15 protein-coding genes are annotated in these 21,194 nt (G+C 42.2%); 3 read left to right on the plus strand and 12 right to left on the minus strand.

The features are described 5' to 3' along the window. Positions 1-47: 47 nt before the first annotated feature. Positions 48-2,282, minus strand: coding sequence for a copper amine oxidase N-terminal domain-containing protein (locus MHH89_RS13260; protein ID WP_076306153.1), 2,235 nt, complete (start codon positions 2,280-2,282; stop codon positions 48-50). Positions 2,283-2,628: 346 nt separating this feature from the next. Here MHH89_RS13260 and MHH89_RS13265 point away from each other — a divergent pair, with 346 nt between their 5' ends. The 3 genes from MHH89_RS13265 to MHH89_RS13275 are packed head-to-tail and all read left to right on the plus strand — an operon-like array spanning position 2,629 to position 6,957. Beyond that, positions 2,629-4,398, plus strand: a complete 1,770-nt coding sequence (locus tag MHH89_RS13265) for a sensor histidine kinase (protein ID WP_076134511.1) — start codon at positions 2,629-2,631, stop codon at positions 4,396-4,398. Between the two features lie 12 nt (positions 4,399-4,410). Continuing rightward, positions 4,411-5,655: a response regulator gene (locus tag MHH89_RS13270; protein ID WP_076129632.1), complete on the plus strand. Its 1,245-nt coding sequence runs from the start codon at positions 4,411-4,413 to the stop codon at positions 5,653-5,655. Between the two features lie 18 nt (positions 5,656-5,673). Then, a complete protein-coding gene (locus MHH89_RS13275) occupies positions 5,674-6,957 on the plus strand; it encodes an ABC transporter substrate-binding protein (RefSeq protein WP_076310102.1) in 1,284 nt (427 codons plus the stop codon). A 73-nt stretch (positions 6,958-7,030) separates the two neighbouring features. Here the strand turns inward: MHH89_RS13275 and MHH89_RS13280 are convergent, their stop codons facing one another. The 11 genes from MHH89_RS13280 to pflB form a co-directional block, all read right to left on the minus strand. Beyond that, positions 7,031-8,629, minus strand: a complete 1,599-nt coding sequence (locus MHH89_RS13280; protein WP_076193080.1) for an ABC transporter substrate-binding protein — start codon at positions 8,627-8,629, stop codon at positions 7,031-7,033. Positions 8,630-8,723: 94 nt separating this feature from the next. Next, entirely contained in the window at positions 8,724-9,686 is a 963-nt protein-coding gene (locus MHH89_RS13285; protein WP_235219483.1) for a carbohydrate ABC transporter permease, read from the minus strand. A gap of 15 nt (positions 9,687-9,701) precedes the next feature. Next, positions 9,702-10,694, minus strand: coding sequence for an ABC transporter permease (locus MHH89_RS13290; RefSeq protein ID WP_305953563.1), 993 nt, complete (start codon positions 10,692-10,694; stop codon positions 9,702-9,704). Positions 10,695-10,926: 232 nt separating this feature from the next. Then, a complete protein-coding gene (locus tag MHH89_RS13295; RefSeq protein ID WP_179088326.1) occupies positions 10,927-11,076 on the minus strand; it encodes a hypothetical protein in 150 nt (49 codons plus the stop codon). A 445-nt stretch (positions 11,077-11,521) separates the two neighbouring features. Continuing rightward, positions 11,522-12,313, minus strand: a complete 792-nt coding sequence (locus MHH89_RS13300; protein WP_036682908.1) for a response regulator transcription factor — start codon at positions 12,311-12,313, stop codon at positions 11,522-11,524. Then, on the minus strand, positions 12,291-14,144 hold the full coding sequence (locus MHH89_RS13305) for a cache domain-containing sensor histidine kinase (protein ID WP_076129629.1): 1,854 nt from the start codon (positions 14,142-14,144) through the stop codon (positions 12,291-12,293). The genes MHH89_RS13300 and MHH89_RS13305 overlap by 23 nt, the downstream gene beginning before the upstream one ends. Positions 14,145-14,172: 28 nt before the next feature. Beyond that, positions 14,173-15,003, minus strand: coding sequence for a carbohydrate ABC transporter permease (locus MHH89_RS13310; protein ID WP_036682912.1), 831 nt, complete (start codon positions 15,001-15,003; stop codon positions 14,173-14,175). Beyond that, positions 15,003-15,887: a carbohydrate ABC transporter permease gene (locus MHH89_RS13315; protein ID WP_036682917.1), complete on the minus strand. Its 885-nt coding sequence runs from the start codon at positions 15,885-15,887 to the stop codon at positions 15,003-15,005. Before MHH89_RS13315 ends, MHH89_RS13310 begins: the two co-directional genes overlap by 1 nt. Positions 15,888-16,015: 128 nt before the next feature. Then, the gene (locus tag MHH89_RS13320; RefSeq protein ID WP_076129628.1) at positions 16,016-17,422 is read right to left on the minus strand and encodes an extracellular solute-binding protein; all 1,407 of its coding nucleotides are present in this window, start codon (positions 17,420-17,422) and stop codon (positions 16,016-16,018) included. A 439-nt stretch (positions 17,423-17,861) separates the two neighbouring features. After that, on the minus strand, positions 17,862-18,599 hold the full coding sequence (pflA, locus tag MHH89_RS13325; RefSeq protein WP_036682920.1) for a pyruvate formate-lyase-activating protein: 738 nt from the start codon (positions 18,597-18,599) through the stop codon (positions 17,862-17,864). A gap of 217 nt (positions 18,600-18,816) precedes the next feature. Further along, the gene (gene pflB, locus MHH89_RS13330; protein WP_076184179.1) at positions 18,817-21,078 is read right to left on the minus strand and encodes a formate C-acetyltransferase; all 2,262 of its coding nucleotides are present in this window, start codon (positions 21,076-21,078) and stop codon (positions 18,817-18,819) included. Positions 21,079-21,194 lie beyond the last annotated feature (116 nt).

Raw genomic sequence — 21,194 nt, forward strand, 5'->3', positions numbered from 1 at the left:
TATTGTAGATAATTCCCCAATAGAGCTTATAGGGATATTCCTATTTGTTATTTCTTTGCTGGAAGTGGAGTGATGAGGAAATTGACCGGCAAGTTACTGCCTGAAGCTGCTGTGAACAAAATCTCCACAGAACCTCCATACTCACCACTACGATAAACCACACTGTTCATGTCAGCGTTCGAGAGACTTCCCACGCTTGGCATATGCACGATTTGGTTATTAACCATAACCGGCCCCATATAGTTACCGCCACGTGGATTAAACGTAATCAATGAGTTTGGTGCAACATTTTCGAATCTGATCTTGTATAATACCCCGAAATTACCGGCATTGGATGCTTCCGTACCTGCCATTGGGTCTACGCCAGCCAGGTTCTTATCACTGTAATTATCGCCTAGCAGAAGTTTTGCAGGAGTTTTTCCTACCTCATCGGTAACCGTGATAATACGAGTAGAATCTTCGTAAGTTCCCCGATTATGCACTCCGTCTCGATCCAGAACTGGAAGTGTTGGAAGTGTAGTCAGTGGATCTTTATTCGCATCAATCAACATGACATTATAATCGATTGGATAATCACTAAATAAGTCCGCTTGAAGTGAAACAATTTCACTTGGTTTCATAGCAATTTGGTTTAGATCGGTCAGAATTGAGACACTTTCCCCTGGTTGCAGAACAATCGTTTTATAATGCTCATTTGTAAGCATAGATTTCCAATAACGTTCTACAGACATTTTACCAGTACCTTCAGGATATGTGCTTGGGCCTGCAAAGCCCACATATTCGGTTGTAAGCGTCGTTGGGTACAAATTGTTATTCGTAGCAATCACATACACTTTAGCTTTAATATTCAGGTTATTCTTGTGGTGAATCAAGAAGCGGGTTTTACCCAAAGAAGTCTCACGGTAAGTAACACCTTCTGTATACACCGTTTCTGGGCTGTTGCTGCGAATTAGTTTATAAGGCTCGGAAGAAAGATTATAAGCTACTTGCTGCCAAGTAGGAACCATCGATCCATCGATGCTAAACACACTGCCCGGAGATGCAAATAATCTGTTGAAATCTTCTTTACTGTACAAGATTTCATCCGAAATATTAACGGTTTTCTCAAACGTGCTGATCGCGCCATGTGAATCTTTTACTTGGACAGCAATTGTCGCTGGACCCGGAGTAAAGAAAGCCTCGGCCTTGTTCGTCCAAGTTACGGTAATTTCATCACCATCAGGATCGCTACTTAGATCGGTATAAGTAATCATTTCACCCATCTTGTATGAATCCTTGTCTGTGGTGAAATTAGCAACTGGAGGTGTATTAGGTTTAAGCACTGTGATGGTCATGGTGTAAGGATCACTCCACTGTTGATTCGCATCCATTACGGAATAGGTTACTACATAATATCCTGGTTGATCATAGATATCCTGCTTGTTACCTCCCCAGCTTTCATCCACAATAGCTACACCATTTGGTGACGAGCTGGAGGTTACGAAGGTCACTGGTTCACCGGCGTAAATTTCAGTTGGCACTGTGAAGGAAGCTTTAGGCTTGTTGTTTAATGTAAGGATTACTCGTTTTTGCACATTATCAACGGTATATGGAATGCCCAGTGCTCCAGTTATGGATGTCAATGGAACCATGAAAGTCCCCTTGTATTGGTAAGCTGGACCTTTCATCGTCTTCTTCTCACCATTAACTGTATAGACCTTGCTGTCGGTCTTAAAGCGCATAACGTCGCTTCCCTTGGTAACAATGGTTTCTTTCGTTTTATAATCATAAACGTATTTCACGCCTACACGTTCTACCATAGCCCGGATCGAAACGTAGGATACGCCGTTTTTCACTGCCATAGGCTGATTAGCTAAATATTCCTGGCCGTTCTGATACATTTTGTTGCTGTTCATCATAAGAATAAGCTGACTGTTAGCCGCAGCACGAGCACCATCTGTTGTTGTAGGTTCTGTAGTAACTCCAGGTGTTGCAGTCGGAAGCGGTGTTGCAGTAGGTGCAATTGTTGCTGTAGGTTCAACAGTAGCCGTAGGATCAACTGTCTCTGCAGGAATTGGAGTTGGTGTTGGTGTCGGTGACACTACTCCTCCTGGCGTCTCCGTCGGCAACGGCGGCAATGGATCAGTAGATTCTGGCATTACCTCCGGCGCAGCTGAAACAACTGTCCCAACTACAGTAGTATTACTTGGGGTATTATTGACAGCTTCAGCAAAAGCCGGCACTGCCGCGGCGGCCTGAGATACGGCCAAAACAGCAACTAACGTTAACTTTTTCAAATCCATGATATAACTCCTCTGCTCCTATTTGTAAATATAAGTAGGTCTCTGTCTTTTTCATACTCCTCTTATATTCCCCGCAAAATGCTGCCACCCACGGTAGGGCGGCAAAAAGCTTTTGCCACGATCGTCATAACAAACATAGTATTAGACGCATGCCACCATAAAAAGTTTCATTATTAAGTAAAGAAAGATTAACGCTGTATTAAATATTGTTGGACAACCATGCTGTTTCCCCTGAAAAAAATGAGATTTTTTCTATAAATATGTTTATTTTTCGTCTGACTATATTCGCTTTCATTTGCTTTTGTTACAATGTATGGAAGAATATCTTTTACATGCGAGGGATAACATGTCCAAAAAAATCTCCATCCTCGTTCAATTAATCATGGGCTTCTCTCTAATCATCTTCACCATCGTAGGATTCACCATTTTTTTGTCCTACCGCTCTTCCTCTCAAGCTGTTCTAAACCGCTCCAACCAATATATCCTGGAATCCGTCAAGCAACTTCAAGGTAAAATGGACGCAATTCTTCAGGATAACGATAAGCTTTCTTCTACGATCATGTTCAGTCCCTTGATTCAAGAAACCTTGGGAGACTTAGCGTTGTCACGTTCACCTCGTACAGACGCCATGGAAATTACTCGTTACATAGATCAACAGACACGTTCCATAAACTCTGACATCCAGTTCAAGCTGCTCGGTCTGTCCGATGATCAGGTGTATACCAACAGCAGTTCCTTAAAGGTCATCTGGGACAGCGAAAAGGAAATCCGCGATGCTTATTGGTTTCCGGCTATAGCACAGAATAAAGGCCGAATGGTCTGGTTCGGTGTAGATGTATGGCAGAACGGTAATATCCCTGTGGTGATGGGAGCCAGACAAATTAATGATTGGAATGATCTAAACCGGTTAGGAACCCTGTTTCTTGTCCTCCCTGTCGAGGTTATCCATAACGCTGTCAGCCAATTTCACCTCGGCAAAAACGAGAAAATCCAAGTTGTTGATTCATTTAATACCATTGTCTATTCCACAGATCCAAAAGAAATTGGACTCTATATGAACGACGGGCTTCTAAAACAATTCAGCAATCATAAAGCCAGAATCGTTCCACAAAAAATAAACTCACGCAATCTGTTCGTATCCTATGCCTATTCCGACTATAGCGAGTGGAGCGTTTTTGCTTACATTGATTCTAAAGACGCTGTTAAAGATTTAAATACGATTCGCCGGAATATTATTTTAATTGGCCTGCTGGGGATGGGTGCTGCCCTACTATTCACTTTCTTTTTCTCTTGGACCCTATCCAAGCCCCTTCGTAATCTGGCAACCAAGCTGAGCAATGTCGAACGGGGAACTACTTTACCTTTTGTAAAAACAACCATGAACAAAGAAATGGCTATCCTTTATTCAAGCTATAATTCGATGCTCCAAAACCTGGATCATACTATAGCTGACCTATCCAGCAAACAAATTAGTGAAAAGCAAGCTCAGATCGTAGCACTCAAAGCGCAATTCCGCCCGCATTTTCTTTATAACACTTTGAATACAATCTATTGGTCGCTCGCCAACAAGCGCATGCAGGAAGAGTCCCAAATGGTACTCGCTCTAAGTGATCTGCTCCGCTATAGTATTGACCGCGGATCCGAATTCGTTACAGTTGAGGAGGATTTAAAGCAATTAGAACGATTCATTTTTCTCCAGAAGCTGCGCTACGAGGACAAATTGCAGATTGATCTTTTTGTAAATCCTGAGGTTATGAATGGCCAGCTTATGAAATTAACCCTTCAGCCACTTGTCGAAAATGCCATTACTCATGGACTTGAACCCACACTTCGGGAAGTATGGCTAATTCGCATACGCGCCTATAGTGAAGGAACATCTCTGGTGTTAACTGTAGAAGACAACGGGGACGGCATGAGCGAGGAAAGTATGGCAGACGCATTAGTCGGCGGTGAGGTTAATCCGGAGAAGCTGCTTCATACCGGAATTGGACTATCTAATCTAAATCATCGCATAGAGCTAATCTACGGACAGGAATTTGGTCTACAGCTATCAACAAGCGAGCTTGGTGGCTTATTTGTGAAGGTCACTGTTCCATTACAGTATGATCAAAGTTAAGGGGGCACAACGATGAATGTGTTAATCGTGGACGATGAAAGTTTTGTTCGCCGTTCTCTGTCAGAAATGCTGGGAAGTGCGAATCACAACTTTAGCATTATTGGCTCGGCAGAGAACGGTTTAGAGGCTGTGCAATTGTTAAAAGAGCATATGGTTGATCTGGTGATATCCGATATCCGAATGCCCGGCATGGATGGGCTGGAACTCGCAAAGCATATCCATGAATGTTATCCAGACACTGAAACCGTGCTGCTCACAGGTTATCAGGACTTCACCTATGCCAGTCAAGCCATCCGTTATGGTGTAAAGGAATATTTGGTTAAACCAAATTCAGTAGAACATATTCTTGAAGTCGCAACAGGCGTATATGAACGTCTTCAATTGAAGAAACAGCAGAGGCAATTAACGCAGCTAAGAGAAAAAAACCTTCGGGAGAAACGCTTATCTGATCTTCTTTACGGCATTCCTTTACCCTATTTTGAAGAACAACTCATTCCTCCTTTTCATTCCTTTGTAGTCGTAACCGTAAACCATCTTGGAGTGGGCATGCCACAGAACTGGTCGGAACAAGCCATGTATGCAGCGGTCGTTAATATATTAGAAGAATGTTTTGCGCTGTACGCCAATGTTGTTGGCATTCAAGAAGAGCAGGAAGCCATCATGCTATTATTCTATCCTCTTGAGCAGCCTAACGGCGTTGATGAGGTATTGACACAAGAGCTGCTGCATAAGCTGTCGGGCATTCTGAAATCGCCATTCTGTGCAGGGGTCTCCAACCCTCACTATCAATTGGGGGCGCTCGCAACCGCCTATCATGAGAGTCTGGAAGCTTGTCAGCAGGTCAAAAAAGAGAGTACGCCATCCGTTATCTTTTTCAGAGACCTCTCCATGCATTCGGCTTCTCCACAGCTCACTGAACAACTACAAGTAAAGGCAACGCGCAGGGTAATCTCTATGATGATTGAGGTTATGAATTCCCGGCTCCAAGAAAATCTCTCCCTCAAAATGATCGCAGACGAACTGTATATGAATCCAACGTATCTCGGCCGATTGTTTAAAGATGATGTAGGGGAGCCTTTCTCTAGCTTTCTTACCAAACTTCGTATTCAAAAAGCTACTGAATTATTAGAGAATGTTACTCTCAAGGTATATGAGGTTAGCGAATTAGTAGGCTTTAAGGATCCTGCGTATTTCAGTCTCATTTTCAAGAAATACATGGGGATGACTCCTCAGGAATTTCAGAAGCACAACAAATAAAGCAGAGGTGTGTTTCTCTTGAATGTAAATGGTAAGTTGATTACTGTCCTATTAACATTTGGCTTGTTACTTAATACAAGTGGTTGTCAGCTCTCCCCTTCCAAGGAAGATACCGCTTTACAAGACCCGATACAGCTGAACATCTGGCTCACTGCTGGATCAGGTCTTGAGTCGCTCATTGACCAATATCAATCCCAACATCCCGAGCTAGAGATTCATATTCAGACCTCCACCTCCACGCAGCTTCCAGCCAAGCTACAGACCTCGTTCGCAGCTGGATATAGTTCGCCGGATGTGGCTGCCATTGATATTAGCTATTTAGATCGCTTCAAACAATTTCCTGATTATTTTTATAATCTAAAAACCTTTGAAGCTGACAATCTGAAGGACCAATTTCTGAATTGGAAGTGGCAGGAGGTGCTGGGTAATGATTTTATTTTCGGATTACCAACGGAAATTGGACCCTATGCCATGTTATATCGAACGGATATATTCGCATTATCAAGCCTCCCTACTAAACCAGAGGAAGTGGCTAAAGAAATCCAAACTTGGGATCAATTCCTTGAAGCGGGCACCAAAGTACAGGAGAGAACAGGAAAAGCTTTTGTAAATGACTTGGAGAACCTCTATCTCACCCTTCTACGTCAGTCCAAGCTTCAATATTACAGTCCCACAACACAAGAATTGATCCTCGACAATAATCCGGCGGTCAAACGAGCCTGGGACTTCTCAATTCAAGCCCTTAAGCTAAATCTGTCCGCCAGTATTGCAGTGGATACCCAACGCTGGGGTGCAGGCCTGCTCAACGGAGATTTTGCAGTCATGCTCTGTCCGGCTTGGATGATTGGTCATATCAAGAGCAGTGCTCCAACTGCCAGCGGTTTATGGAATGTAACACAAATCCCAGAAAACAGTGCTAATCGCGGAGGCTCCGTTCTGACCTTACCAAAGACAGGTAATCATCCTGATGAATCCTTTGCTCTTATTAAATGGCTAACCGAACCAACGCAGCAATTGGTTTCTTTCAAGGTACAAGGGGCTTTCCCTTCCACCCCCGAAATCTATGATGACCCAGAGATCCACGATCTGCACGATCCCTATTTTCCTAATTCAGAGCTTGGTCTGACCCTTTCGTCAGCAGCAAAAGCAGTAATTCCGACCTACTACGGCCCTCATCACGCTGACGTGGAGACAAGCATGCTCGAATACTTGACCAAAGCTGAAAAAGGCGAGCTAACTCCTGAACTGGCTTGGACCCTTGCTGTTCAAGCCGCAAAGCAAATAGACAGCTCCTTCCGCTAAGTACTATCATAAAAAGGCTCTCCCCGGCTAAATTAACCTGCCGGGGAGAGCCTTTTTTGAATTCATTTTCGCTTTATTTTTGCGCAGCCAGGAAAGCATCCAGCTGTTTTTGTTTCTCTGCAATAATCTTATCGAGCCCTGCCTTTTTCAGCTTATCAGCATACTTAGTCAGTACGGTATCAGGATCAACAGAACCCGTATCCAAGCTGATGTCGTATTCATCCATTACAGCTTTACAAGCAGCCATTTCAGTCTTCATTGAGGAGGCATCGAAGTTGAAACCAAGCGCTACAGAGGCTTTACCTTTAGAGTTAAAGGCTTTGAATTGTTCCCATTTGTCTGGAGCTTCACTTTCCCACACGGGGTTCAGGAATTGACTTCCAAGCATCCAAGCTGCAGCCGTATTATAATCAGCTGTTTTATCTGTAGCTTTGATCGTATCACCACTTACGACTTCATAGTGCACACCTTTTATACCGAAAACAAGCAGATTGTTGATATCTTTATCTGTGTGCAGAATATCTAGCACCATCATGGCCCGAGCCGGATCACCAGAGGAAGCGGAGATCGCAAGCATCGATCCAGCAGCATCACTTGTAGAAATCGTTGGATCATTGAATGCAATTTGTTTCAGCTTGCCAACCAAGCCGGTAGCATTAGCCAGCTCACTATCTTTACCCGGTTTAAGCGATTGCACTGTCATAAAGACATTGCCAGCCTTCATTGCATCCTGAGTCGAATTCGTAGCAACAGCTGCGTCTTTGTTAATGTAACCTTTCTTCATATACTCACGAGTAAGTTTAATGATTTCTTTATAACGATCCATCTCAATCATCGATTGAATCTTAGTATCTGAGGAATCTTTAAGCAGTACACCAGGAATGGCAGCATCACCAAGGGTATCGTATTGTGCCATGTATTGTGAGTTAAAGGTCTCACCTTGTTTGAAATACAATGGAGTCAGGTCAGGTCTTTTCTCCTTCACTACTTTGAGAACTGCATCCAGATCTTGAATGGATTTCACATTCGACATATCGATGCCCAGTTCATCCGCAATATCGGAGCGATAGACAACCCCACCTTGTGCAGCCAGCTCCTTGTTTGTAGGAACAGCATAATTCACACCATTGATCGCTGAACCTTTTAAGAATTGTGGATCCAGATTTTTTAGAATCCCTTGGCCGTATTCATTTAGGAGATTACCATATTTGCCGCTATCGTCATTAATCGGGAGATAAGCGCCTTTAGCTGCATTCGTTACGTAGTTCTTCCATTGAGCTGTAAAGATGATATCGAATTTTTCCTGACTCGCAATTTTCAGATTGACATCATTGTCCCATGGACCCCAATCGATCGGTGCGATATCCAATTTGGCGTTGATTTTAGGTTCCAATAACTTATTGATTTCATCTTCTACAGCTTTTTCATCCTTTTGCACGGCACCGACATAAATTAACTTGACGGTATAAGGCTCCAATTCTTTTGCCGGTTCGGCAGTAGGATCCGCGGCTGGCTCATCCGTAGCAGCAGCATTGGTAGCGGTTGCATTTTCGCTTGGAGCAGGTGAAGCTGCTTCATTATTCCCGTTATTCCCACCGCAGCCTGCTAAACTAAGACTCAGTACCATCGTTAGCAATAGTGTCATTAGTGCGCTTTTTCTAACAGCTTTCATATACACCATAACCTCCCTCAAAATATTTATATATGCTGAATCGGCCGTTCACACCTTAGCATAAAGCGGCCGAATTAAGCCATTACAATCGTCCTTAACCTTTGACAGCACCCACGGTAAGCCCTTTAATAAAATACTTCTGGAAGAAGGAATATACAAACACGATAGGTCCGATACCAATAACAGCCATCGCCATTCTTACCGTTTCTGTTGGAATATTGATTTCTACACCCTGTGCAGCCAAGGCAGCCATCGCCTGAGGACTTGCTGTCAGGAATTGAACATTCAGCATCGTCTTATACATTAGGTATTGTAAATTGACATGACCTTCGGGTGAGATAAAGATCAAACTAAGGTACCAATCATTCCAATAGGCCAGGGTCTGAAACAAACCTACTGTAGCTAACACTGGCATAGACAAAGGCAAAATAATTTGAACGAAGATCCGGAATTCTGGTGCCCCATCGATCTTAGCAGATTCGATTAAAGCTGGCGGTATGGTATTGGCAAAAAAGGTCCGTAAGATGATAACAAAGAAAGCAGAAACCAGCAGCGGCATAATTAGAATCCATAACGTATCCTTCATATGCATCATTCGCGTGTAGACCAGATACCAAGGCACAAGGCCCCCATTAAACAACATTGTAAAAAACATAAAAAATGAGAAGAAATTACGATGTGGAAAATCTCCACGTGAGATAGGGTAAGCGTACATAGCCATAATGATAAGACTCAGAATCGTGCCCACCACAGTCACAAATAACGAAACGGAAGCTGCATCGATAATTTGCCAATAATCTTTTAACAGAAATTCATAAGAAGAAATATCCCACTTGTTAGGAAAAAAGCTGTAGCCGTTCTGAATAACGGAATTCTCGTCCGAAAACGATACAATAACTACGAGGATCAGCGGCACCACACAAATCGCTGTGTATATCCAAAAGAATATATTAATTAGCAAATTAGATATATTAGATATTTCATTGGGTTGTCTTTGCCGTTTTGTGCGCTTCCCTGTACGCCGTGACGACCCTATTGCTGTTTCTGTCTGGCTCAACACTCCCACCTCCCTTTAGAATAAAGCATCATCTTTACTGATTCGCCGCACTGCTAGATTCGCTAAGAAAATCAATAGAAATCCTACAACAGATTGAACGAGACCCGCGGCTGAAGACATTCCTATATCACCGATTGCGAGGAAGGTTTGATATACATATGTGTCGATAACCTGCGTCGTCGAGTATAACGCTCCTGCATTTCTCGTAACCTGAAAGAATAATCCGAAGTCTGCGTTAAAAATCCTACCTATCTGCAGCAGCGTCATTACTATAATAACTGGGCTGATTAGCGGCAGTGTGATTTTTCGAATCTGCTTCCATTTAGAAGCTCCATCAATTAGTGCAGCCTCATAATATTCATTATCTATTCCAATAATAGCGGCCATATAAATAACCGTTGTATACCCAATCTCTTTCCATATCTTCACGATTACTAGAATCCCAGGCCAATATTTGGACTGTGAATACCATTCGATAGGATCTACCCCAAAGAACGGGAGTAATGTCTTGTTCATGAACCCATGCTCTGCACTCAGAAAGCCGTATACTAAGTAACTTACGACGACCCAAGAGAGAAAATAAGGGAGAAACATAGCGCTTTGATGGAATTTCGATAGCCATCTGCTGCGCATTTCGTTAAACATAATTGCGAAAGCCAGCGAAAAAAATAGCGTCAGTATAATAAACGCTGTATTATACAATAACGTATTCCTCGTAATGATCCAGGCCGTCTCCGTCGAGATTAAATATTTGAAGTTCGCTAACCCGACCCAATCACTACCTAGAATCCCTTTTTGGTAATTGATATCCTTAAATGCAATTACCGTCCCTAACATCGGTATGTAATTATTGATGATTAGAATCACTATCGCAGGTAACATCATCAAATAGAACACCCAATATTTCTTCATTACTCTAAGAAAATTCGGCGTTCTTCCCCTGCCTGGTTTCTTTACTTCTGACAAGCTGACGGAAGGATTCGTCACACTCATTTTTGGTTCCCCCATTCTCCATCATCCCATTCTTAAGCCCCAATTACTCTTGCTTGCCTAACGTTTTGTGTATCCTCCTTACACTCTAATTAAAACATATGATAATTTATGGGAGTATAGGGAACATATTATATTTCTATAAAAAAAGAGACGATTATCCTCGAAAATCGAGGAAAACCATCTCTTCAGCCTCTAATAGAGGCAAAAAATTTAATTAATCATAGCTTATGTACCTTAATCGCATTTATCACAGCCAAGGGCTGGTTGATAATCTTTTCTCTTCATCACAGCCAAGGCTGGTTGATAATCTTTTCTCTTCATCACAGCTAAGGCTGGTTGATAATCTTTTCTCTTCATCACAGCCAAGGGCTGGTTGATAATCTTTTCTCTTCATCACAGCTAAGGGCTGGTTGATAATCTTTTTCTCTTCATCACAGCCAAGGGCTGGTTGATAATCTTTTTCTCTTCATCACAGCCAAGGGCTGGTTGATAATCTTTTTCTCTTCATCACAGCCAAGGGCTGGTTGATAATTTCTGCCTTAGATTAACTAGGCAATCAGTCCTTGTGTTCCCAGAGAGGCCCACATCCGCAGGTGTGGGACGGCCCCTATACTACTACGAAGAGGGGTGAGGGAGAAGGAACGGAAAGGAAGTTTGGAACTGTAGGAGCGTAGCGTTCGCCTTTATCCTCGGATTTCAACCGCTAATAGCGGTTTCTAATCAAGAAATCTGAGGATAACAGCGACCGGAAGTCCAAACATTCCTTGGAGCGACGCTAACCTCACCACTCAGCAACAAACATTCCTTGGAGCGACGCTAACCTCACCACTCAGCAGCTAACCTCACTGCACTTCGGTCCGGCATCGGTCGCGATACTCCTTAGGCGACATCCCTGTCTGCTTCTGAAATACCTTGGTAAAATAACGCCGCTCCTGATAGCCAACTCCCGAGCCAATCATCGTAATACTCTTATCGCTGTTAGTTAGCATAAACTTAGCAGCTTCAATTCGTTGTAGGGTCACGTATTCCACGAAAGTCATAGCAAAACGATTCTTAAACAAGAGACAGAAATAACTGCCACTAATCCCGATCTTATTCGCCACTTCCTCAATCCCAATATCAGAATGGAGATGTTCTGTGATGTACTTAGCTGCTTGGTTCATCAGCTGATCCGGTGTTTTTTTGCCAGAATCATCTTCACCTTCAGGGATTTCCTGAAAAATTGGAATGCTATTATACAGTTTATTCTTAAACTGCTTACTACGGATCTTAGCCCCAATCTCCCGTACCTTATTGCCAAGCTCTTCATAATGTATCGGCTTACAAATATACTCTTTAACACCTAGCCGAATCGCTTCCCGTGCATAATCAAACTCCTGATATCCGGTAAGAAGCAGCACCTCGCTATCCAATCCCATCTCCCGCAACTTACCGATAAAAGTTAACCCGTCCATCACTGGCATACGGATGTCACATAACACAAGATCAGGCTGTTTCTCCTCGGCAATACGCAAAGCATCCATTCCGCTTCGCGCCATACCGACAACCTCCATCCCCATCTCCTGCCAAGGCAACACCCTGTTCAGATTATTCAGAATTGGGGCTTCGTCATCAACCAATAATACTTTTAGCATAATGATCTTCCCCCTGCTCGTATTTAGGTATGACACATTGGATAATAGTACCATGACCTGGACTAGAACAGATAAATATTCCGTACCTGTCACCGTATTCAATGCGGATGCGATCTGCTACACTGCGAATACCAAGACCTCTGCGTTCAAGATTCATCCGGTTATCCCGTTCAGCCTTAACTTCTTGCTCCACAGGATCATTCACAATATATTGAAAAATAGCCAACTGAGAAGGTGTAATACCAATACCATTATCTTCAATACGTAAAATCAAATCCCCCTGCTTCTCCCAAACCTTCACAGAAACATGACCTTTGTAATCAATGCCCTCAAATCCATGTTGAATGCTGTTCTCTACAAGCGGTTGTAACGTGAGTTTAAGGATACCGCAACTCATCAATTCATTCGGAATATCGATCTCGTATTCGAACAAATCTTCAAAGCGGAATTTTTGTATATCCAAATAATTGCGTAAATGTTTAACTTCTTCATCCAGCGTAATCTCTTCCCGATCCTGAATGCTGATTCGCAAAATACTAGCCAGCCTGTAGACCATCTCACTAACTTTTTTGCCTTCATTCTGAATAGCGAGAACATTGATTGATTCTAATGTATTGAATAAAAAATGTGGTTTAATCTGTGCCTGCAGAACACGCATCTCAGCTTGATTCTTGCGACGCTGCTCCACATGAATTCTGTTAAACAATCCATTGATTTTATCCATAAGATCATTAAAACCCTTAGCAAGCAGCGTTAGCTCATCATTCCCTTTAACTTCTACCCTAGTGGTCAGATCTCCGTCTTCAACCCGGCGCATAAAACGAACAATGACAGCGATGCCGCCGGTAATCCGGTTCATAAAAAATAAATTGAAGATCACAGCTGCCAATAAGCAAAGGAAAATCACAGCGACGAACCAGCGAGCAAATACTGTAACTTCATGAGACAACGTATCCCAAGAAGTCACAGATACCAGACTCCATGGATAGTCCTTCAAATGATACATGGAAAGAATGCTTTTCTCCCCGTTGTACTCTGTTTTGAAACTCTGAAACCCTTTTTTAAAGGTAATCTCTTTATCCGCGAAAGACTGGAAGTCCTGTCCATCCAGCTTTTGATCTGGGTCAAAAAGAATCATTCCATCATCATTTACAAGCATAAAGGAAACATCCTGATTGCTATCCCCAATTTTTAAATTGCGAAATATGGATTCGAACTCCCAATTCTTGATCTGCACAACTAGGATACCTATGTTCTGAAAGAAGCTCAATTCCTTCACTAGCCGAATTTGTGTAAACACAGGTTCAGTACCCGTAAGCTCGGGATACTCGTGAGGAGCCAGCCATTTCGGCACACCATTTAAGTCCATAACTTCCTGGTACAGATCACTTTTTTTGAATGTATCATAGGGTAGCGTTCGGAAATTTTCCTTGTTAAAAAGCGACACGATTTCAGAGTTACCTCTACCGTTAAAATTGTACAAAAATGCATAACTGATCGATGGATGATTAAACAACAGACTACGGAAATTGCGCTGGCTCGCATTCAGATTCAGTTGCTCAGCATCAGTCAAATCCTGGTTGTTAGGATCATCTGCACTAAGAGCCATATGAAACACCGAGGTAGCAATTCCGTTGTCTGTAACGTTATCCATATCTTTTAATACATTAGAAATACTGTAACTAATCGCTTTAAGTGAGTATTCCGACTGCTGGCTGTACTTTTTCTCAATAGAATTATAAGTCACAAAAAACATAAGCATGCCTAGAATAAATAAAGGAATGATAATCAGGCCCAAAAATGCCGTAAATAATTTATAGCGCAAATTCATCGGCTAGTGCTCCTGACTGAGAATAAAGTTATCCTTTTACGCCGCCCGCTGTTACACCTTCAATAATCTTCTCCTGAAGAATTGCATAAATGATAATTACCGGCAGTACGCTGAAGACGATACCGGCTGACATTTGTGCATAGTTCATCTGGTATTGATCCCGGAATTGGACCATACCTACTGGAAGCGTTCGCAGCTCGTCATTCGACAGGAAGTAGTTAGCTAGCAAGAACTCGTTCCAATTTCCCAGGAAATTAACAATGAATACAGTAACCATAGCCGGAACCGTTAGAGGTACAATAATTCTAGCAAAGATACCCGGTGCCTTCAAGCCATCCATGACCGCAGCTTCTTCTATTTCTCTAGGTAAATTTCGCATAAATGCTGCTAAAATAATGATGGTAAATGGAATCGCATTGGCGATATAAGGAATGATCAACGCCCAGTGGGTGTTCAGTATTCCTAACTTACGTACAATCGTATAAATCGGCAGCATTAAAGCATTATTCGGGATGAGCATTCCTACTAAAACCAGTGAGAACAAAATAGTATTCCATTTCCCCTGACGCATCCGCGTAACCGCAAAAGCAAACATAGACGCAAGCAGAATGGACACTACAGAGGCAAGGATCGAAATGTACAAACTGTTGAAAAAGTAAGTACTAATCTTTGCATTTACCCAAGCCTCCACGTAGTTATTGAAGACGAATTCCTTGGGGATGCCAAAAGGATTAAGCGCAATCTCATTATTATCCTTTTTCACAGATGAGAATAATACGAATAGGAAAGGAAACAGGATCACTAACAAATAGAATAAAAGGGCAATATGTGGCAGACTCTTTTTCAGGGCGCGTGGCATCAGTATTCAATCCTTTCTGTACGACGTGCAATCAGCAGCTGATAAAGGACTGTAACCACCAGTGTAAATGCAAAGATCAGGACAGCGATGGCATTTCCGTATCCATACTTAAAGTTCGTGATCGCATATTTAATCATGTAAGTTGCCATTACATCGGTTGAACCTGCAGGTCCCCCCTTAGTCATAACGATGACGATATCCGCAGCTTTCATTGCTCCAGCAATGGATAGCATAATTACAACCGAGATGATCGGTACGATTAGTGGGAGCGTGATACGAGTAGCGCGTTGAAATCCAGTTGCGCCGTCAATGGCTGCAGCTTCATCCAATTCACCAGGAATAGCTAGAATCGCCGCTAGTACCATAACGATATAAAATCCAGTCCACTGCCAAGCATTCGTCAACAAAATAGAAAGCATTGCAAATCTTTCATCTGACAGCCAGTAAATAGGATTAATTCCTACTAGACTAAGGAGCTTATTAAAAAGTCCAATGTTGGGCTCATAGATAAACCCCCAGAGAATACCGATAACCGCTGTAGACATAATGGAAGGCATAAAGACTGCTGTCTTATATAAGCCCTTTAACTTCTTCACATTAGAAATCAATAACGAGAAGAATACGATCAACGGTACCTGTATACATACGGAGAAAAGAATAAACCAACCGTTGTTTTTAACGGATATCCAGAATCGTTCATCTCCTAGTGCTTTCTCATAATTACTTAATCCGGCTGATTTAACCGTCTCCGATACACCGTTCCAACTAGTAAAGCTGTAATAAATAGAACTAAAAATGGGGTAAATGAAAAACATCGTGAACAATATCAATGCTGGAAGAACGAAAAGGAAAAATACCACTGGATTTCTTAATGCTTTATTCATGACTACCTCCGGTTGCTTTGACATCTGGCGAATAGTGAATGCTTCAGATCAAGTGCAAACACATATTTTCTTTGATTTTAAAAATGTACCCTGGATTTAGCACCAGGGTACATTCAGTTTGCAGCTATTTATTCAACTGCTGCGTTTGCTTCTTCTTGTACCTTTTGCAAAGCTTCGCCCATTTTCTCAGGAGTCGTCTGATCGCCAATCAGTTTTTGAATTTGAATGTTACTGATTTCTGTAGTTACATCAGCTTGAACAAGAGAGTCAAATGCTGGGAACGAAGATTGTGAGTTGTTAAGTACACCTACGATTTCGCTCATCAGATCATCAGTAATATTCTCATTCAATACGTTTTGGTCAATCTTCATTGCTGGCAATACACCATCTTCAACAAGTCCGCGCAATTGCATTTCTTCATTAAATAAGTTTTTAATAAAAGATTTCACAGCAGCCAATTGACGTGGATCTTTCTCAGCAGATGCAGAGAAACCATAACCATTGTTCACATCGCGCATCAATGCAGTTTGGTCACCCGCTCCGCCTTCAACTGCTGGGATGTTGAAGAATCCAACTTTACCGATCAAACCTTCGCCAGATTGGCCCGTTTTAAATACGGAGGATTTCCAAGTACCATCATACAGCAGGATCGCTTCACCACTAGTGAATTGTGTTGTGTATTCAGCATATTCAAAGCCAAGTTCGCCTTTTTTGAAGTAGCCTTTATCAACCCATTCTTTGTATTTCGCAAATCCTTTTACTACATTTGGATCAGACCATTTAGCTTCGCCTGTTGCAAATTTAGCAGTTACATCCGGACCCGCATAACGTGACCACAGGTGGTTAGCTAACATAAGTGGTACCCAACCAGCTTTGGATGCACCAGCCAAAGGTACTTTTCCATCAGCCTTGATATCAGCCAATTGTTGTTCCAATTCAGCAAATGTTGTTGGAGCCTTCCAGCCCTTGCTTGTATAGTATTCTTTGTTATAGAAGAAACCTTCACCAGAACCACCGATTGGCAATCCATAGATTTTTCCTTCATAAGTGAAAGGATCAAGATTTGAGAATTTATCCTTAATTCCAAGTTCCTCAAGGATTGGAGTCAGGTCAAGTAATTTACCTTCTTTAGCATAGATCTTGGAGTCAGGGCTACCGAACAGATCGAAGATTTCCGGTGGATTACCCGCAGCCATTTCACCACGCAATTTTTCTTTACGGTTTACATCTGAATCTACCCCATCGAGTTTAAAGGTCAGACCCGGTACATCCTCTTGTACTTTGTTAACTACTTCTTCGAGAATAGCCAGACGTTTCTGCTTGTCTGCACCGATTTGAGTGTGACGAATCGTCATTTCAAATGGCTCGTTATTTACCGGTTCTTCTGTTGCTGGAGCATTTGTAGCGGCTGAGTTAGTCGCGGTAGCGTTTCCATCTCCTTTGTTAGAAGACGCATTGTTGTTGCCTCCGCAACCAGTCAGTAAAGCTGATGATACGAAAATCAGGGACAATAGCAAAGTCATACTTTTTTTCATTTCTTGTGACCCTCCCTATATATTGATGTGCTTTACACTTCTTATTATAGAAAACAGACTTCATTATCGTAAGGTTAAGATTCATCCACTATAGGGATAAAAATCTCTAATGTAAGCGGAATCAACTACACGATAAGTTATATTTTATAACATTAAAATGTTAAATCGCTTTATTCATTTGTTTTTCTCATCACAAAAGTTTGTTTTTCTTTAAAAACATTTAATTAAAATATCAAATTAGTCATATTACCTGACATATTCATTTATTATCTACCCCATAAACCACGTGTAACTATAGCATGTCTTTATTAGGAATAATATAAAATTCCCCCTCAGAGGAGATTTAACCCCTCCCTTTTTACTTCCTCATAACAAAAAACCGCACCTTCAGTGATGATCAACCACTGAGGGTACGGTCTCTCTAAAAAATAGATATCTATTATACCAATGCCGTTTGCTTACGACCTTCTTCGACCAAGCGATATGCCCGTTGCACTTCTTCTTCTGTTGGAGAAGGTACTCCATCCAGTTCATAAGCTTTGCCGAGCATTTCCCATTTATAGATACCCATCTGATGATAAGGTAAGATTTCGAATTTCTCGACGCCATTTAAGGTTCCAATATAACGACCTAAGTTAATGAGATCCTCTTCACGATCATGAATACCAGGAACATATACATGTCGGATCCACATCTTACGATTATGGTCTGAGAGCCAGCGTGCAAGCTTCAAAGTTCGATCATTGGATTTACCGGTTAATTTGATATGCGCTTCTTCATCAATATGCTTCAGATCAAGCATAACCAAATCTGTTACATCCAATAAGTCATTAATCTTGTCACCTTCGTTGTAACCATTACTGTCTAATGTGGTGTGCAAATTCCAACGCTTCTTCACTTCCGTGAATAACTGCTTTACAAATTGCGCCTGCAAGGTTGGTTCTCCACCGGATACAGTTAACCCGCCACCGGATGAACGATAATAGTTTATATATGGCTCGATTTCCGAAAGCACTTCTTCTAGAGTCATTTCTTTACCTTCATCTAAAGCCCAGGTATCAGGGTTATGGCAATACTGACATTTCAGCAAGCAGCCTTGCATAAATAAGACAAATCGAATACCAGGTCCATCAACGGTTCCAAAGGTTTCCAAAGAATGTATGCGACCTTTAATCATAGGATGTCATCCTTTCGCCACGCCAGACTAACAGTCCCTTTTTCAACGATGAAGATCCCTGTCCTTGAGACTGTCATATCCCTATATCGCGGCAATAAAATTTAAAATTTTAACAATTCTCAAACAAGATATTACCGCCCTTGAGACAAGGGCGGTATCTTCCTTGCAATTATTTCAATAGTAGTACTAATTCAAAGATCTTCATGACAGGAACAAATTACATCGAACCGTGGAATGTACGGTTGATTACATCCATTTGTTGTTCACGAGTCAGCTTGATGAAGTTAACTGCATAACCGGATACACGGATAGTCAATTGTGGATAGTTCTCTGGGTGCTCCATAGCGTCCATCAGCTGTTCACGGTTAAATACGTTAACATTCAAATGCTGAGCGTTGTTATGGAAGTATCCATCCATCATGTGTACCAGGTTAGACTTACGGGAATCCTCGTCTTTACCAAGTGCCTTAGGTACGATGGAGAACGTATTAGAGATACCATCTTGTGCATCGGAGTAAGGCAGTTTAGCTACAGAGTTCAGGGAAGCCAAGGCACCTTTCTTGTCACGTCCGTGCATTGGGTTAGCACCTGGTGCGAAAGGTTCACCTTTCTTACGTCCGTCAGGTGTAGTACCTGTCTTCTTACCGTACACTACATTCGAAGTAATGGTCAGTACCGATTGAGTCGGCACAGAATCACGATATGTTTTGTTTTTACGGATCATAGTCATGAAGGTTTCAACCAATTCTACTGCGATGCTGTCAACAGCATCGTCATTGTTACCGTAGCAAGGGAATTCGCCTTCGGTTTCGAAATCGATCGCAATACCTTGTTCGTTACGAATAGGTTTTACTTTGGCGTATTTAATTGCGCTTAGTGAGTCTGCTGCAACGGACAGCCCAGCAATACCACAAGCCATCGTACGCAGAATGTCACGGTCATGCAGCGCCATTTCGATACGTTCGTAAGAATATTTGTCATGCATATAGTGAATGATGTTCAAAGTGTTAACATAAGTCTTAGCCAACCACTCCATCATCGGTTTGAAACGTTTCATTACTTCGTCATAATCCAGATATTCAGAAGTGATCGCTGGGAATTCCGGTCCAACTTGTGCTCCGGATTTTTCATCCACACCACCATTGATAGCATACAGTAATGCTTTTGCCAGGTTGGCACGAGCACCGAAGAACTGCATTTGTTTACCGATACGCATTGGAGATACGCAGCAAGCAATCGCATAATCTTCACCCCAGTATGGACGCATTACATCGTCATTTTCATACTGAATTGCACTAGTTTCGATGGAAACCTTAGCACAATATTTTTTGAAGGCTTCAGGCAATTTTTCGGACCACAGTACAGTTAAGTTTGGTTCCGGAGCTGGACCCAAGTTGTACAGGGTGTTCAAGAAACGGAAGCTGTTCTTAGTAACACGAGTTGTTCCGTCTTCAGCCATACCACCGATGGATTCAGTTACCCATGTTGGGTCGCCGGAGAACAGATCATTATAGTCAGGTGTACGCAAGAATTTCACGATACGCAGTTTCATTACGAAATGATCGACGATTTCTTGTACTTGTTCTTCAGTCAAAGTACCTTCAGCAATATCGCGTTCTGCATAGATGTCCAGGAAAGAGGACACACGGCCCAGGGACATCGCCGCACCATTTTGCTCTTTAACTGCTGCCAGATAACCGAAGTATACCCATTGAGTAGCTTCTTTGAAGTTGGTCGCCGGTCTGGAAATATCCATACCATGAGCAGCTGCCATTTCTTTCAATTCGCCAAGTGCACGAATTTGTTCGGACAGCTCTTCACGCAAACGAATGATATCTTCAGTCATGGAATCTACTTCAAGCTCAGTTTGTTGTTGTTTTTTGTCTTTAATGAGGAAATCAATACCGTACAGAGCAATGCGGCGGTAGTCGCCGATGATGCGTCCGCGGCCGTAAGCATCAGGAAGACCTGTAATTACGCCGGATTTACGCACAGCTCTCATGTCTGGTGTATATGCATCAAATACGCCTTGGTTATGCGTTTTGCGAATGTTCGTAAACATGTCAACGATGTTTTGTGGAAGCTCGAAGCCATAAGCCTTCGTAGCATCAACCATCATCTTGATCCCGCCGAATGGCTGGATGGAACGTTTGAAAGGAGCATCAGTCTGTACGCCTACAATTTGTTCCTTGTCCTTGTCAATGTAGCCTGGAGCATGTGAAGTGATTGTGGAGACAGTATCTAGGGAAACATCCCATACGCCGCCTCTTTCTCTTTCTTCCTTGCTCAATTGGGAAATAATCTTCCACAGTTCAGTTGTGTTACTAGTAGGTCCTACGAGGAATTCTTCGTTTCCTTCATAAGGCTTAATGTTGCTTGCGATAAAGTTGTTAACGTCAACTTTTCTGGACCATTTACCTTTTGCAAAACTTCTCCAACCGGATTTCACTTCTTGTACATCTTTTTCAATCACCGACATGCTAAATCCCTCCATCTATATTTATATTATATTTGTAGAGATCGCGGGCTTGAAGGTTGATCCCGTGTCTCGTGATCCCAAGAAAAATATGGTTGTTCGAAAATTCACAATCATTG

This window comes from Paenibacillus sp. FSL H7-0323, assembly GCF_038002725.1.
Classification (GTDB): domain Bacteria; phylum Bacillota; class Bacilli; order Paenibacillales; family Paenibacillaceae; genus Paenibacillus_AQ; species Paenibacillus_AQ odorifer.